The sequence below is a fragment of the Brotaphodocola sp. genome (assembly GCF_983179755.1).
The window spans coordinates 1-14,109 of record NZ_CFAHBC010000044.1 but is presented as its reverse complement, the minus strand read 5'-3'; the positions used below and the strand labels follow the sequence as shown (position 1 = coordinate 14,109).

The window sequence follows — 14,109 nt, the reverse complement described above, 5'->3', positions numbered from 1 at the left end:
AAAGTTGGTAAGACTGGTAAGAAATAATTAAGGAGAGTACGAAGATGGTTAGTAAGAAATCAAGAAGCGAAATCCGCGTTAAAAAGCATACCAGATTACGTAATCGCTTTGCAGGCACTGCAGAGAGACCGCGTCTGGCTGTGTTCAGAAGTAACAACCACATGTATGCTCAGATTATTGACGACTCAGTCGGCAATACTCTGGTTGCAGCATCCACCGCAGAGAAGGCAGCAAAAGCTGAGCTGGAGCACACCAATGATGTGGCTGCAGCATCCTATGTTGGAACTCTGATCGCTAAGAGAGCACTGGAGAAGGGAATCGAGGAAGTTGTATTCGACAGAGGCGGTTTCATTTACCAGGGTAAGATTCAGGCACTTGCAGATGCAGCTCGTGAAGCTGGTCTGAAATTCTAGTAGAGAGGAGAACGGCATGAAGCGTACAATTATTGACCCGAATCAGTTCGAGTTAAATGACAATGTAGTAGCAATCAAGCGTGTATCTAAGACCGTTAAGGGCGGACGTACCATGAGATTCTCTGCTCTGGTAGTAGTAGGAGATGGCAATGGCCACGTAGGCGCAGGTCTGGGTAAGGCTGGCGAGGTTCCGGAAGCAATCCGTAAGGGTAAAGAGGCAGCTATGAAGAACCTGGTTGAGATCCCGGTTGATGAGAACAAGAGCATTCCTCATGATCATCTGGCAAAATTCGGTAGCTCCAGCGTACTGCTGAAGAAGGCTCCGGAAGGTACCGGTATCATCGCTGGTGGTCCGGCTCGTTCCGTACTGGAGCTGGCTGGTATCAAGAACATCCGTGCAAAGTCTCTGGGTTCTAACAACAAGACCAACGTTGTTCTGGCAGTAATCAACGGCCTGACTCAGCTTAAGACTCCGGAGGAGTATGCAAAGCTTCGCGGCAAATCCGTAGAAGAGATTTTAGGCTAAGGAGGACAGTAAAATGGCAGATAAGTTAAAAGTTACGTTAGTCAAGTCCCCGATCGGTGCAATCCCGAAGCAGAAAGCTACCGTTGAGGCTCTTGGCCTGAAGAAGCTGAACAAGACTGTTGAGCTTCCGAACAATGACGCTGTTAGAGGTATGATCTGGCACGTTAAGCATTTAGTTAAAGTAGAAGAGATCTAATTACTGAAGTAAGGAGGTGTACTGCAATGGATTTATCCAATTTACAGCCTGCTGTAGGTTCCAAGCACAGCGATAATTTCAGAAGAGGACGCGGTCACGGTTCAGGCAACGGTAAGACTGCTGGTAAGGGCCATAAGGGTCAGAAGGCACGTTCTGGAGCACCGAGAATCGGTTTCGAGGGTGGTCAGATGCCGCTGTACAGACGTCTTCCGAAGAGAGGATTTAAGAACCGCAACACGAAGACCATCGTTGGCATCAACGTAAGCGCTCTGGAGTGCTTCGAGAACGATGCAGTGGTTACCGTTGAGTCTTTACTGGAGACCGGAATCGTTAAGAATCCGAGAGATGGCGTTAAGATCCTTGGTAACGGTGAGTTAACCAAGAAGCTCAACGTTAAGGTTGATGCATTCAGTGAGAGTGCAAAGGCTAAGATCGAGGCATTAGGCGGAACCTGCGAGGTGATCTAATATGTTGAAAACGCTCCAAAATGCATGGAGAGTTGTGGAGATCAGAAAAAAACTGATCTTCACCTTCTTGATGCTGGTAGTGATCCGATTCGGTTCCGAACTGCCAATTCCAGGAGTGAGAACGGACTTTTTCGCGAATTTCTTCGCGAATCAGTCCAATGATGCTTTTGGTTTCTTCAACACGATGACAGGAGGTTCTTTTACCTCCATGTCTATTTTTGCGTTAAGCATTACTCCCTACATCACATCATCCATCATTATTCAGCTTCTGACGATTGCGATTCCGAAGCTGGAGGAGATGCAGCGTGAGGGAGAGGACGGAAGAAAAAAGATCGCAGAGTACACCCGTTACCTGACTGTCGGTCTGGCTCTGGTTGAGTCCATTGCCATGGCTGTCGGCTTCGGCGGACAGGGGCTGCTGATTAAGTTCGATGTCTGGAGCGTGATCATTGCGGTTGTCACGATGACTGCGGGTAGTGCGTTCCTGATGTGGATCGGTGAGCGAATCACGGATAAGGGCGTTGGCAACGGTATATCCATCGTTCTGCTTTTCAACATCGTTTCCTCTCTTCCAGAGGATGTGAATACCATTTACACCAAGTTCCTCAGAGGAAAAAACATTGGTGTCCTTGTGACGACTCTTGTCATTATCCTGGCAGTTGTCATTGCAATGGTGGTATTTGTTGTTATTCTGCAGGATGGCGAGCGCAGAATTCCGGTTCAGTATTCCAAGAAAATGGTAGGAAGAAAGATGGTTGGAGGTCAGGCTTCCAACATTCCGCTGAAGGTTAACACCGCAGGCGTTATGCCGGTAATCTTTGCTTCTTCCATCATGTCGTTCCCGGTTGTGATTGCTCAGTTCTTCAAACCGGATTACACGACTATTCCGGGCAAGATTCTGATGGTTCTGAATTCCTCTTACTGGTTCAGACCGGAGATGCCCAAATATTCCATCGGTCTGGTGATCTATCTGGTACTGATTGTGCTCTTCGCATATTTCTATACCTCCATCACCTTCAATCCGCTGGAAGTGGCAAACAATATGAAAAAATCCGGTGGATTTATTCCGGGAGTTCGTCCGGGTAAGCCGACTTCTGACTACCTGAACAAGATCCTGAATTATATTATCCTGGTCGGAGCTGCTGGTCTGATTGTGATCAGTGTGATTCCGATTATGATTTCCGGGCTGTTCTCTGTGAACAGAATGTCCTTCATGGGAACATCTCTGATCATCATTGTCAGCGTTATTCTGGAAACCATCAAGGCGGTTGAGTCACAGTTGATTGTACGGAATTACAAGGGCTTTTTGAATGATTAAGCGTTCGTGAGAAGAGCTGCTGCGGATAGGCAGCAGCTCTTTTGTTATTTTAGAGGGATGCCTGCTACGCCTCAGACAACCATTCTCACTACGAAGGAATAATAAATACCTCAGAGTAAATCTCTTTGGTAAAGCGGGCATTGTCAACTGTCCGGTGATGTAGGCAGAATTAGGGAGATATTTTGCGATATCGTTACTACCTATGCTTCTCTGACTTACAAGCTCCCGCTTTCATAAGCAGGAGTGGTTGACGAGCATGTATGGGGAGTATTACCTCTGAGGGAAGATTCCCTCAGCATCACAAAATGGAGGATAAACCGAAATGAAGATTATCATGCTGGGAGCTCCGGGTGCAGGAAAAGGCACTCAGGCAAAGAAGATTGCAGAGAAGTATCACATTCCCCACATTTCCACAGGGGATATTTTCCGTGCCAACATTAAGAATGGTACAGAGCTTGGAATGAAAGCAAAATCCTATATGGATCAGGGACAGCTCGTTCCGGACGATGTGACGATCGGAATGTTGCTTGACCGCATCAGCCAGGAAGACTGTGCAGAGGGTTATGTTCTTGACGGATTCCCGCGCACGATCCCGCAGGCTGAGAGTCTGACAAAGGCACTTGAGGAGCGCGGTGAGAGCATGGACTATGCGATCAACGTCGATGTACCGGATCAGGCAATCGTGACCCGTATGGCAGGACGCCGTGCATGTCTCGCATGTGGAGCGACCTACCACATTGTATACAACGCACCGAAGAAAGAGAATGTCTGCGATGTATGTGGAGAGGGACTCGTTCTGCGTGACGATGATAAGCCGGAGACTGTTCAGAAGCGTCTGACGGTTTACCATGATCAGACGAAACCGCTGATCGATTACTACGGCAAGGCAGGAATCCTCGTTACGGTTGACGGAACGCAGGATCTGAACAAAGTATTTGAGGACATCGTGAGTGTCCTGGGAGCGTAAATTATGCCGGTGACCATAAAATCTGCGAGAGAAATTGAGCGAATGCGCGTGGCTGGAAAGATTCTGGCAAGTGTGCATGAGGAACTTGGAAAAGCGCTGAAGCCGGGAATGTCCACTCTGGATATCGACCGTCTGGGCGAGGAGCTGATCCGCAGTCATGGCTGTGTTCCTTCTTTTAAGAATTACAATGGTTATCCTGCTTCTATCTGTGTGTCGGTCAACGATGAGATCGTTCACGGAATCCCGAATAGCCACCGAATCATTCATGAGGGCGACATCGTCAGCCTCGATGCAGGTGTGATCTATGAGGGCTATCACTCTGACGCGGCGAGAACGCATGCGGTCGGAGTGATTGATCCGAAGGCACAGAAACTGATTGATGTGACCCGGGAATCTTTCTTTGAGGGCATCCGCCAGGCAAAGGCAGGCAATTATCTGAATGATATTTCGTCTGCGATTCAGGCATATGCGGAGAGCTTCGGATACGGAGTGGTGCGAGATCTGGTAGGTCACGGAATCGGAAGTCATCTTCACGAAGATCCGGAAGTACCGAACTTTGCACGCAAAAAGAAAGGTATCCGCCTTCAGGCGGGAATGACACTGGCGGTAGAACCCATGATCAATGCCGGAACCTGGCAGGTATCATGGATGAGTGACGGGTGGACGGTTGTGACGAAAGATCACTCCCTGTCCGCACATTATGAAAACACGATTCTGATCACGGACGGCGAGCCGGAGATTCTTTCCCTGTAAGATCTCTCATCATTTCCCTCTGGTGAATGAAGAAAGGTTTCTTCGCCAGGGGGAGAGGCTTCGCTGGGAAGAACCCATGCGAAGGCGGTCAGAACTGTGAAAATAGAAACAGAACAATCATGAAATTATGAAATAAAAAAGGAGGCAGAGCACATGTCTAAAGCAGATGTTATTGAGATTGAGGGTACGGTTGTTGAGAAACTGCCGAATGCCATGTTTCAGGTAGAACTGGAGAATGGTCATCAGGTATTGGCGCACATCAGCGGTAAGCTGAGAATGAACTACATTCGTATTCTTCCGGGCGATAAGGTAACGCTCGAGATGTCCCCGTATGATCTGAGCAAGGGTCGTATCATTTGGAGAGACAAATAAATTGAAATTTTTTTAAAAAAGTTTCTAAAAACCACTTGCATAAAGTACGCCATGATGTTATAATGTCATGGCGACTTTGTTGAGATGCCGGGACAAGTGCGTCCGTGAGGGAACACTTTCCGGGGCTTATTCAGTAGAAAGGAGATTTGCCATGAAGGTGAGATCGTCGGTAAAACCGATTTGCGAAAAGTGCAAAATCATCAAGCGCAAAGGCAGTATCAGAGTAATCTGTGAGAATCCTAAGCACAAGCAGAGACAAGGTTAATAGACAATAATTGTAATAGGAGGTGTACGACGCAAATGGCTCGTATTTCAGGTGTTGACTTACCAAGAGAAAAACGTGTGGAAATCGGCTTGACTTACATCTACGGAATCGGCAGAACCAGTTCTAACCGTATTCTTGCAGCTGCAGGTGTTAATCCGGACACTCGTGTTAAAGATCTGACTGATGACGAAGTAAAGAAGCTCGCAGCAGTTATCGCTGAGACTCAGACTGTAGAGGGTGACCTTCGCAGAGAGATCGCTATGAACATCAAGAGACTCCAGGAGATCGGATGCTATCGTGGAATCCGTCACAGAAAGGGTCTGCCGGTTCGTGGTCAGAAGACAAAGACCAACGCAAGAACTCGTAAGGGTCCGCGTAAGACCGTTGCAAACAAGAAGAAATAATTAGTTTCAAGAAACAAGTAGTAGAATCAGGTTGCATGTTTTAAAAACAGGAAACAGGATTCGAGATGAAAGGAAAGTAGGTTAGTTTAAAATGGCTAAAAAAGTGTCCACTACTAAAAAAGTGACAAAAAAGCGTGTAAAGAAAAACGTTGAACGCGGACAGGCACATATCCAGAGCTCTTTTAACAATACAATCGTTACCTTAACCGATGCACAGGGTAATGCATTGTCTTGGGCAAGTGCCGGTGGTCTGGGATTTAGAGGTTCAAGGAAATCTACTCCATATGCAGCTCAGATGGCTGCAGAGACTGCTGCCAAAGCAGCTATCGTACATGGTTTAAAGTCTGTTGACGTTATGGTTAAAGGACCTGGTTCAGGCCGTGAAGCAGCAATCCGCGCACTTTCTGCATGCGGTATTGAAGTAACTAGCATTAAGGACGTAACCCCGGTTCCGCATAACGGTTGCCGTCCGCCAAAGCGTAGAAGAGTTTAATCTTAGGAGGTACGAAAAGTGGCAGTAGATAGAGTTCCTGTTCTTAAAAGATGTAGATCTCTTGGTCTGGATCCGATTTATTTAGGAATTGATAAAAAGTCAAACAGAGAGTTAAAGAGAGCCAACAGAAAAGTTAGCGAGTATGGCTTACAGCTGCGCGAGAAGCAGAAGGCAAAGTTCATCTATGGTGTTCTTGAGAAGCCGTTCCGCAACTACTACACCAGAGCTGAGAAGATGGAAGGTCAGACCGGTGAGAACATGATGATCCTTCTGGAGAGAAGACTGGACAACGTTGTATTCCGTATGGGATTCGGCCGCACCAGACGTGAGACCAGACAGATCGTTGATCACAAACATGTACTTGTTAATGGCAAGTGCGTAAACATTCCGTCCTACCTGGTAAAGGCTGGCGACGTAATCGAGATCAAAGAGAAGGCTAAGTCCTCTCAGAGATACAAAGACATCCTGGAAGTAACTGCAGGACGTCTGGTTCCGGCCTGGATCGAGGTTGACCAGGAGAACCTGCGCGGTACCGTTAAGGAACTGCCGAACAGAGAAGAGATTGATGTTCCGGTAAACGAGATGCTTATCGTCGAGCTGTACTCCAAGTAAGATGTAAGCGCGTGAGCCTGAATACAGGGCAAAGCCAGGCCGAGAGGTTCTGGCTGTGCTTTGTCTAAAGGGCTTTCTTTTCCAACACGGAAAAAGCGATTTTACGGAATACAGAAATCCCTCGAATCATATACCCAGAAGGAGGGGCTATAATCGTGTTCGATTTTGAAAAACCAAACATTGAGATTGTTGAAATTTCAGATGACAAGAAATATGGCAAGTTTGTAGTTGAACCGCTTGAGAGAGGCTACGGCACCACATTGGGCAACTCCCTGAGAAGGATTATGCTTTCTTCCTTACCGGGCGCAGCTGTCAGTCAGGTGAAAATCGACGGAGTTTTGCATGAGTTCAGTTCTATTCCTGGAGTAAAGGAAGATGTAACTGAGATCATCATGAACATCAAGAGCTTATCTATTAAGAATAACAGCGACAGCAACGAAGTCAAGACCGCATACATTGAGCATGAGGGCGAGGGCGTGATCACTGCTGCTGATATTCAGGCTGACCCGGACATCGAGATCATGAACCCGGATCAGGTCATCGCAACACTGAGTGGCGGTGCGGATAGTCGCTTCTACATGGAGCTGACGATCACCAAGGGCCGTGGCTATGTGAGCGCTGACAAGAATAAGGGCGAGGATCTTCCGATCGGCGTGATCGCGGTAGATTCCATCTACACCCCGGTTGAGCGTGTCAATATGTCCATCGAGAACACCCGTGTGGGACAGGTTACCGATTACGATAAGCTGACTCTGGATGTTTACACCAATGGAACGCTTGTTCCGGATGAGGCTGTCAGCCTTGCGGCTAAGGTGCTCAGCGAGCATCTGAACCTCTTCATCGACCTTTCCGAGAATGCCAAGACCGCTGAGATCATGGTAGAGAAGGAAGATGACGAGAAGGAAAAAGTTCTGGAAATGAACATTGACGAACTGGAGCTTTCCGTTCGTTCCTACAACTGCTTAAAGCGTGCCGGCATCAACACCGTGGAGGAGCTGTGCAACAGAACTCCGGAGGATATGATGAAGGTTCGTAACTTGGGAAGAAAGTCCCTTGAGGAAGTTCTTGCCAAGTTGAAAGAGCTGGGACTTCAGCTGAATCCTAGCGAGGAATAACTTAGAAGTTATATAAATTAAAATGATGTGCCATACCCCGTAAGTCCATAGGGCAGGGGTGGGTACGAAAAATATCTTGGATGCTGCGGCCCGGTAAGTCCGATGTGCATGAGGCTGCACTCCACATTATATGGAGGAAAATAAAATGGCAGGTTACAGAAAGCTTGGAAGAACTTCCAATCAGAGAAAGGCACTGATCCGCAGCCAGGTTACAGCTCTGCTGTATCATGGAAAGATCGTTACCACCGAGGCAAGAGCAAAGGAGATCCGCAAGGTTGCTGAGGGTCTGATCGCTCTGGCTGTTAAGGAGAAGGACAACTTCGAGACTGTTACCGTTACCGCTAAGGTTGCTCGCAAGGACGAGAACGGCAAGCGCGTAAAGGAAGTTGTAAACGGCAAGAAAGTTACCGTTTATGATGAGGTTCAGAAGGAGATCAAGAAGGATAAGCCGTCCAGACTTCACGCTCGTCGTCAGATGCTGAAGGTTCTGTACGATGTAACTGAGGTTCCGACCGCAGCAGCAGGCAAGAAGAAGAACACCAAGAGTGTTGATCTTCCGGCAAAGCTGTTCGATGAGATCGCTCCGAAGTACGTTTCCCGTAACGGTGGTTACACCCGTCTGGTAAAGATCGGTCTTCGTCACGGTGACGGCGCTATGGAGGTTCTGCTTGAGCTGGTTTAATAGACCGCTTGCATGAGAATCCGAGTGTAGATTTTCGCATAAAGCCCTGTCAGTCTGACTGACAAGGGATGCAAAGAAAGCCTGCGTGAGAGAGTCATTCTTTCAGACAGGCTTTTTTGTATGGTAGGAAATCTGCCAAAATCCTCTTTATAAGGGGGAAAACCCTGTATTTTCTTCCCAAATAGAATAAAAAAGGAAAAATAGTATTGGATTTTGTCGAGAAAAGTGATAGACTAATGTTAATCTTTGCCTTGTTTTTCTTGCATTGCAGATCGAGGGTGCATCGTTATCCAGGTCGCTAATGTGTGCAGAAACAATGGAGATACAGGGGATGAAAACCGGCATTTACGGAAGGAAGTATCATGGATTGGTTAAAGAAAAACAGAGAGGCATTGAGAAACGCGCTGATCGGAATCTGCATGGTGGGAATTACCGTATTTGTCTGGTATAGCGTTGGACTGTATCGGCAGAGGCGGGCAACTGAGGAGATGATCGCGACGAATCGTGCCAACCAGACTCAGATGAGTCAACAGCAGGGCAGTGATGGAGATTCCGCTTCCGGTTCCCCGGATTCATCGAGTGATGGAAACACGGGAAATCAGGAAAATGGAGCAAGCTCATCGACAGACGCTTCGGGAACTCCGGGTTCTGATCCTGGTTCTGCGAATTCTGAGGAGGCAGAGATGGGAGACTATCTCGTTGATCTGAGTCAGGACACAGTGACCTGGAATGGAAAGACGTACCGGAGAAATACCTACATTCACACGATTCTCTGTCTCGGTATCGATCGCACCGACGATATGGTTGGAACGCGAGAGCCGGGAGAAGCAGGACAGAGTGATGGTATTTATCTGATTGCTCAGGATACGGTTCGCAACCAGATCAAGATTCTGATGATTCCGCGAGACACGATGACAAGGATTGTGATCACGGACAAGAATAATCAGGAGCTTGGAACACGAGTGGATCATTTGAACATTGCATATGGATACGGCGATGGCGAGAAACTCAGCTGTGATCTTGCAAAGCGTGCTGTGATGAATCTTCTTCAGGGGATTCCGATTGACCGCTATATGGCGGTGGATATCGTTGTACTTTCCAAGCTGAATGATGCAGTTGGCGGTGTTACCGTCACGATTCCGACAGATGGCATGGAGAAACGCGATCCGGCATTTGTCAAGGGAACTCAGGTCACTCTTCATGGAGATCAGGCAGAAGCCTTTATCCGTTACCGTGATATCGAGCGCGACAACTCCGCACTGTTTCGTATGAACCAGCACAAGGAATATATGGAGCAATTCTTCAAGGCAGTCAAGCAGAAATCAAAAGAGGACAGTCAGATTGTGACGAATATGTTTGACATGATTCAGGATTATATGCAGACGGATATGCCGAAGGATGAGTACATGAAGATTGCGATCGATGTGCTTGGAAGTGGAAGTCTTGGAGATGACAATTTCCGAATGATTCCAGGTGTCGGCACAGCGACGGATACTTACGATGAATTCCATGCAAACATTCAGCAGATGATTCCGATTCTTTTGCAGATGTTTTACAGGGAAGTATAACCAAAATAGATAAGCTAGACAAACCAGACAAGCAATAATCAGTTCGCGTGAGGGCTGTTATTGAAAATAAATATCCCATTTATGGGAAGGAAGGTGGAGACAATGAAAAAGAGAGGTCTGAAATTAGCAGCAGTTGTGATGGCTCTGGCAATGGTACCGGCAGTTGCATTTGCAGCAGGTTCTAAAGTCACTGACAGAGATAACAGCAACACAACTTCTACCACGGATAACACGTTTTCTGGCGGTACAAGCAGTACTGGTAGTGTAACTCAGGGTAATGGTACTGTAACAAATACCACAACCACTACAACCACAGCCGGTAGCACCGTATCTCATGGTTCTAACGTTATCACAGCTGGAAATGGAGAGACTGTAAGTGCTACTGCAACAAGCACCCAGACAACTGCAACAGGAGAGAGCGTAACCACAGGTTCTGTTTCTGATGTAACGACTGAGAACGGTTCCAAGATTACCTATGCAGGAAATGCAACGGTAACCGTAGCAGATACAACTGGTGTTGCAACAAACGTTAAGGTTCTGAGCGGTTCTGAGATCAACACTGCAGATGTTAGTGCTGAGCTGAGCACCCTGCGTCAGGCAGTAACAGCTGGTACTTCTACCGATGCTGCAACTGCTTCTGTAAAGGCACAGGGATTCCAGTCCACTGGTATTACCGAGAGCGTATTCCTGACCGATGCTACCAGCAATGTAGAGGTTCAGAGAAATACCGAGTACGGATATGTATGTGCTGGTCTGAGAGCTGATGCTCAGGTAAGCGTTGTATTCGTAAACAACAACGGTACTACTCAGGTTCTGAGCGTACGTCGTGTTGGTGATATTCTGTACTTCGTACTGCCGGCATCTGGTCAGATCACCATTTACACCAAATAAGAAATCCCTAGGGATATTCTGATCCGAAAGGAAGAAGTTCGATGAGAGCTTCTTCCTTTTTTGTTTTACGACAGGTTCTCGTCGGAAAAGGGTAAGGATATCGTAAGTTGACTATACAATTTTCTTCCACTATAATAAAAGTACAATCAAAAGCGTTACTGTTCACGCGTTGCGCAAACAGCAACAGATTTTGCCGATGCTTCGCATTCCAAATCGGCAAAATCTGCTACCACCACTGTACCATACGGCATTTTCAGTTCAGAAAATGCCTACCCGTGAACAGTAATTCAAAAGCCTCTTATGAAAGAAAAATAGGGGATTAGGAGATTGCGAAAAGATTTTAAGAATTTCGAGAATTTCATAAAAATTTGTGAGAGAAATGAGTGAGTTTCATTTTTATAACAGGAAAGTGGGGGTTGACAATGAGAAAGAGCAATTTACGGGCACTGTGCATGAGTGCCATGATCGGTGTGGCGGGGATCACCGGAACCGTTGGAGCTGTGGCAAATGTTGGAATGACGGTTGCGTATGCGGCGGATAAGGCAGTGACGAAGGTGACGTTGAGGGTGGATTCCAAGCTGAAACCGGGAGATACTCTGCCTTCGATTTCTTACAACAATTCCGGAGAGAGCACGAGTGCAGGAGATGGAGAGATTGTGGTCAGCAATACGTCGGATACCTACTCGATCGTGGATGCAGAGTGGACGACATCGACGAGCAAGGTCATGGAAGTTGGACAACAGCCTCAGATGAAGTTGACATTGAGACCGAATTCTGTTGGCGGAGATCAGTACCAATTTAAGGGAACCTACCGTTCTAGCAATGTCAGCATCCGCAAAGCAGATTTTGTGAGTGCGAGCAAGAGCGGAGGCGATCTGATTGTCAAGGTTAAGGTTCGTGCAGTGGAGGGAACGTTCTCTGCACCGGACAATGCCTACTGGAAGGACAACAGCAAAGGAACTGCGCGCTGGGATGAGCCGGAGGATGGAGGCACCGGACGCTATGAGGTGGAGCTTCGCAGAGGTTCCTCTAAGGTGTATTCGACGGAGACGAACAATCGCTCCTTCAACTTCTATCCATATATGACAAAGAAGGGAACCTACACCTTCCGTGTTCGCACGATTGCGAAGACGACAAAGGAAAAGGATTATGGCGACAAGAGTGACTGGGTAGAGTCCGATGAGATTTATCTCGCAGAGGAGGATGTATCGGATGGAAGCGGTCAGGAGAGCGGTTCCACGATCACGGCTGGTGGTCCGGGAACTTCGAATACTCCGGGTGGCAATACAAATGTCGGCTGGAGACAGTCTGGAGGAAACTGGTATTTCTACTATCCGGACGGAAGCTACCAGAAGAACGGCTGGAGTATGATTGGCGGAAGCTGGTATCTGTTCAATAGCAGTGGTCAGATGCTGACGGGATGGCAGACGATCAATGGCCAGACCTACTATCTGTCGGACAGCGGAGCAATGCTGACGGGATGGATTCAGTGGGGCGGACGCTGGTATTACCTGAACACGACACCGGATCAGTACCAGGGCGCTCTGGTGAAGGGACGCTGGTGGACCGTGAATGGTAAGGCTTGCTACCTCGGTGCAGACGGTGCGAGAGCGACCGGATGGACACAGGTGGATGGAAACTGGTACTACTTCTATCCGGACAGCGGTGCGAGAGCAGAGAACACCTATGTGGATAGCTTTTATGTAGATCAGAATGGTGTCTGGGTACACTAGATATTAGATTGACCAAGGCAGAATCAGAGAATAGGATCGTTGACTGAATGACTGAATGACTGAATGACTGAATGACCGGGAGGGGCTTGTTGAGCTTCCTCCCGGTTACTTTTTTCTGAGATTTCCTGATGGGACACCGGGTGGATTCACAGGATTTTCAAATTTCTCTGTTATATTAAATATATTGGATAAGTCATGGAAGGTGTTTATGATTTAAACGCGAAAGATCCATTTGATCAGAAAGGAAACGGAATGAAGCGAAGAGCGAACAGTCAGGGAGAGAACAGTCAGAAACAGGGAAAAAATCATTTAGGTGCATGGATGGCAGTGAGACGAACGCTCGTGAGAGTGTGCCTGTGCGGAATCGTGCTTGCGGGGACAGCGGGGGCGAGTATTCTGCCGGTTATGCATGCATATGCGTCGGATAAGGCGGTTGAGACTGTTTATCTCTCCACATCCAGGCATGCGTGGTGGGAGACTGATACTGTCGGAAGATGGAATTCTGTGAGCAAGGCGCATGAGTATCAGGTCAAGCTCTATATTGCGGATGATTTTGATCTGGATACGGATGATGAGGATAACGGAGTGATTACGCTGACTGATGCAAAGCTCAATGAGCTGACTCAGGATGCAGAGTGCGTGATGATGAAGCGAACGACGGAGACCAGTTATGATTTTTCTCCGTATATGAAGGATCTTCACACCTATATTTTCGTTGTCCGGGCAGTTCCGAAACTCAGTGAACAGCAGTATGTGAAATCCGGAGACTGGGTTGCCTCTCCGACCGCAGATTTTAAGGAAAATCAGGTTCAGGGAATCACTGGTGGAAAGTGGCGCAACTATCTTGAGGGAACAAAGTATGAGACCGAGGATGGAGAGTTTCTCACCGGAGGTTGGCAGAGAATTCAGGGAGTCTGGTATCTGTTCGATGAAAATGGATATCGCCTGGGTGGCTGGCAGACCGTAGATGGAGTTCACTACTATCTCGATGAAGACAATGGAATGCTTGCGACAGGATGGTTTGTCTGGGACGATAACTGGTATTATGCAGATAAGACAGGTGCGGTGCAGACAGGATGGATCATGGATCAGCCGGGAAAGTATTATTACCTGAATGAGGACGGCACGATGGCGCATGACACGGTTGTAGACGGATATACACTTAACAGCAAGGGGCTTCGCCAGTAACAGAAAGAAAAGAGAATTATTGGGTATGTGCGCGTGAACAGGAAGAAAAGCGACAGTCCGACGGGAAAAAGTTCGTCGGGCTGTCGCTTTCTTGTATGAGTGCGCCCGGCGGCGCACGTTTCTAACCGGTGCAAGTCCGGAATCCG

18 protein-coding genes are annotated in these 14,109 nt (G+C 47.6%); all 18 read left to right on the top strand.

Features of this window, described 5'->3' with window-relative positions; all coding sequences use genetic code 11:
• Window positions 1–44 precede the first annotated feature (44 nt).
• The gene (gene rplR / locus AC4EVX_RS11915; protein WP_177978777.1) at window positions 45–413 is read left to right on the top strand and encodes a 50S ribosomal protein L18; all 369 of its coding nucleotides are present in this window, start codon (window positions 45–47) and stop codon (window positions 411–413) included.
• A gap of 16 nt (window positions 414–429) precedes the next feature.
• Window positions 430–939, top strand: coding sequence for a 30S ribosomal protein S5 (gene rpsE, locus AC4EVX_RS11910; RefSeq protein ID WP_177978775.1), 510 nt, complete (start codon window positions 430–432; stop codon window positions 937–939).
• Between the two features lie 13 nt (window positions 940–952).
• On the top strand, window positions 953–1,135 hold the full coding sequence (gene rpmD / locus AC4EVX_RS11905) for a 50S ribosomal protein L30 (protein WP_177978773.1): 183 nt from the start codon (window positions 953–955) through the stop codon (window positions 1,133–1,135).
• Window positions 1,136–1,161: 26 nt separating this feature from the next.
• On the top strand, window positions 1,162–1,602 hold the full coding sequence (rplO, locus tag AC4EVX_RS11900) for a 50S ribosomal protein L15 (RefSeq protein WP_177978771.1): 441 nt from the start codon (window positions 1,162–1,164) through the stop codon (window positions 1,600–1,602).
• Window position 1,603: 1 nt separating this feature from the next.
• The gene (gene secY / locus AC4EVX_RS11895) at window positions 1,604–2,920 is read left to right on the top strand and encodes a preprotein translocase subunit SecY (protein WP_177978769.1); all 1,317 of its coding nucleotides are present in this window, start codon (window positions 1,604–1,606) and stop codon (window positions 2,918–2,920) included.
• A 322-nt stretch (window positions 2,921–3,242) separates the two neighbouring features.
• A complete protein-coding gene (locus AC4EVX_RS11890; RefSeq protein WP_177978767.1) occupies window positions 3,243–3,887 on the top strand; it encodes an adenylate kinase in 645 nt (214 codons plus the stop codon).
• A 3-nt stretch (window positions 3,888–3,890) separates the two neighbouring features.
• A complete protein-coding gene (gene map / locus AC4EVX_RS11885; protein ID WP_177978765.1) occupies window positions 3,891–4,640 on the top strand; it encodes a type I methionyl aminopeptidase in 750 nt (249 codons plus the stop codon).
• Between the two features lie 153 nt (window positions 4,641–4,793).
• Window positions 4,794–5,012: a translation initiation factor IF-1 gene (infA, locus tag AC4EVX_RS11880; protein WP_021869270.1), complete on the top strand. Its 219-nt coding sequence runs from the start codon at window positions 4,794–4,796 to the stop codon at window positions 5,010–5,012.
• 151 nt (window positions 5,013–5,163) lie between these two features.
• A complete protein-coding gene (rpmJ, locus tag AC4EVX_RS11875) occupies window positions 5,164–5,277 on the top strand; it encodes a 50S ribosomal protein L36 (RefSeq protein WP_003497809.1) in 114 nt (37 codons plus the stop codon).
• Between the two features lie 35 nt (window positions 5,278–5,312).
• Window positions 5,313–5,681, top strand: coding sequence for a 30S ribosomal protein S13 (gene rpsM, locus AC4EVX_RS11870; protein WP_177978763.1), 369 nt, complete (start codon window positions 5,313–5,315; stop codon window positions 5,679–5,681).
• 91 nt (window positions 5,682–5,772) lie between these two features.
• The gene (rpsK, locus tag AC4EVX_RS11865; RefSeq protein WP_177978761.1) at window positions 5,773–6,174 is read left to right on the top strand and encodes a 30S ribosomal protein S11; all 402 of its coding nucleotides are present in this window, start codon (window positions 5,773–5,775) and stop codon (window positions 6,172–6,174) included.
• 18 nt (window positions 6,175–6,192) lie between these two features.
• Window positions 6,193–6,786, top strand: coding sequence for a 30S ribosomal protein S4 (gene rpsD / locus AC4EVX_RS11860; protein ID WP_308451368.1), 594 nt, complete (start codon window positions 6,193–6,195; stop codon window positions 6,784–6,786).
• 155 nt (window positions 6,787–6,941) lie between these two features.
• Complete coding sequence (locus AC4EVX_RS11855; protein WP_490160278.1) at window positions 6,942–7,901, top strand: DNA-directed RNA polymerase subunit alpha; 960 nt, start codon at window positions 6,942–6,944, stop codon at window positions 7,899–7,901.
• A gap of 145 nt (window positions 7,902–8,046) precedes the next feature.
• Window positions 8,047–8,583, top strand: coding sequence for a bL17 family ribosomal protein (locus AC4EVX_RS11850; protein ID WP_177977835.1), 537 nt, complete (start codon window positions 8,047–8,049; stop codon window positions 8,581–8,583).
• Window positions 8,584–8,945: 362 nt separating this feature from the next.
• On the top strand, window positions 8,946–10,151 hold the full coding sequence (locus tag AC4EVX_RS11845) for an LCP family glycopolymer transferase (RefSeq protein ID WP_177977836.1): 1,206 nt from the start codon (window positions 8,946–8,948) through the stop codon (window positions 10,149–10,151).
• A gap of 102 nt (window positions 10,152–10,253) precedes the next feature.
• Complete coding sequence (locus AC4EVX_RS11840) at window positions 10,254–11,042, top strand: hypothetical protein (RefSeq protein ID WP_177977837.1); 789 nt, start codon at window positions 10,254–10,256, stop codon at window positions 11,040–11,042.
• A 422-nt stretch (window positions 11,043–11,464) separates the two neighbouring features.
• The gene (locus AC4EVX_RS11835) at window positions 11,465–12,775 is read left to right on the top strand and encodes an N-acetylmuramoyl-L-alanine amidase family protein (protein ID WP_177977838.1); all 1,311 of its coding nucleotides are present in this window, start codon (window positions 11,465–11,467) and stop codon (window positions 12,773–12,775) included.
• A gap of 195 nt (window positions 12,776–12,970) precedes the next feature.
• Window positions 12,971–13,963, top strand: coding sequence for a hypothetical protein (locus tag AC4EVX_RS11830; protein ID WP_177977858.1), 993 nt, complete (start codon window positions 12,971–12,973; stop codon window positions 13,961–13,963).
• The last annotated feature ends 146 nt before the right edge of the window (window positions 13,964–14,109 follow it).

Bases quoted from the DNA above. Each gene is read 5' to 3' on its own strand.
- AC4EVX_RS11830 (WP_177977858.1), top strand. From the start codon at position 12,971: ATGGAAGGTGTTTATGATTTAAACGCGAAAGATCCATTTGATCAGAAA.
- AC4EVX_RS11835 (WP_177977838.1), top strand. From the start codon at position 11,465: ATGAGAAAGAGCAATTTACGGGCACTGTGCATGAGTGCCATGATCGGT.
- rplR (WP_177978777.1), top strand. From the start codon at position 45: ATGGTTAGTAAGAAATCAAGAAGCGAAATCCGCGTTAAAAAGCATACC.
- infA (WP_021869270.1), top strand. From the start codon at position 4,794: ATGTCTAAAGCAGATGTTATTGAGATTGAGGGTACGGTTGTTGAGAAA.
- AC4EVX_RS11845 (WP_177977836.1), top strand. From the start codon at position 8,946: ATGGATTGGTTAAAGAAAAACAGAGAGGCATTGAGAAACGCGCTGATC.
- AC4EVX_RS11890 (WP_177978767.1), top strand. From the start codon at position 3,243: ATGAAGATTATCATGCTGGGAGCTCCGGGTGCAGGAAAAGGCACTCAG.
- rpmJ (WP_003497809.1), top strand. From the start codon at position 5,164: ATGAAGGTGAGATCGTCGGTAAAACCGATTTGCGAAAAGTGCAAAATC.
- rpmD (WP_177978773.1), top strand. From the start codon at position 953: ATGGCAGATAAGTTAAAAGTTACGTTAGTCAAGTCCCCGATCGGTGCA.
- rpsK (WP_177978761.1), top strand. From the start codon at position 5,773: ATGGCTAAAAAAGTGTCCACTACTAAAAAAGTGACAAAAAAGCGTGTA.
- secY (WP_177978769.1), top strand. From the start codon at position 1,604: ATGTTGAAAACGCTCCAAAATGCATGGAGAGTTGTGGAGATCAGAAAA.
- map (WP_177978765.1), top strand. From the start codon at position 3,891: ATGCCGGTGACCATAAAATCTGCGAGAGAAATTGAGCGAATGCGCGTG.
- AC4EVX_RS11850 (WP_177977835.1), top strand. From the start codon at position 8,047: ATGGCAGGTTACAGAAAGCTTGGAAGAACTTCCAATCAGAGAAAGGCA.
- AC4EVX_RS11840 (WP_177977837.1), top strand. From the start codon at position 10,254: ATGAAAAAGAGAGGTCTGAAATTAGCAGCAGTTGTGATGGCTCTGGCA.
- rpsM (WP_177978763.1), top strand. From the start codon at position 5,313: ATGGCTCGTATTTCAGGTGTTGACTTACCAAGAGAAAAACGTGTGGAA.
- rplO (WP_177978771.1), top strand. From the start codon at position 1,162: ATGGATTTATCCAATTTACAGCCTGCTGTAGGTTCCAAGCACAGCGAT.
- rpsE (WP_177978775.1), top strand. From the start codon at position 430: ATGAAGCGTACAATTATTGACCCGAATCAGTTCGAGTTAAATGACAAT.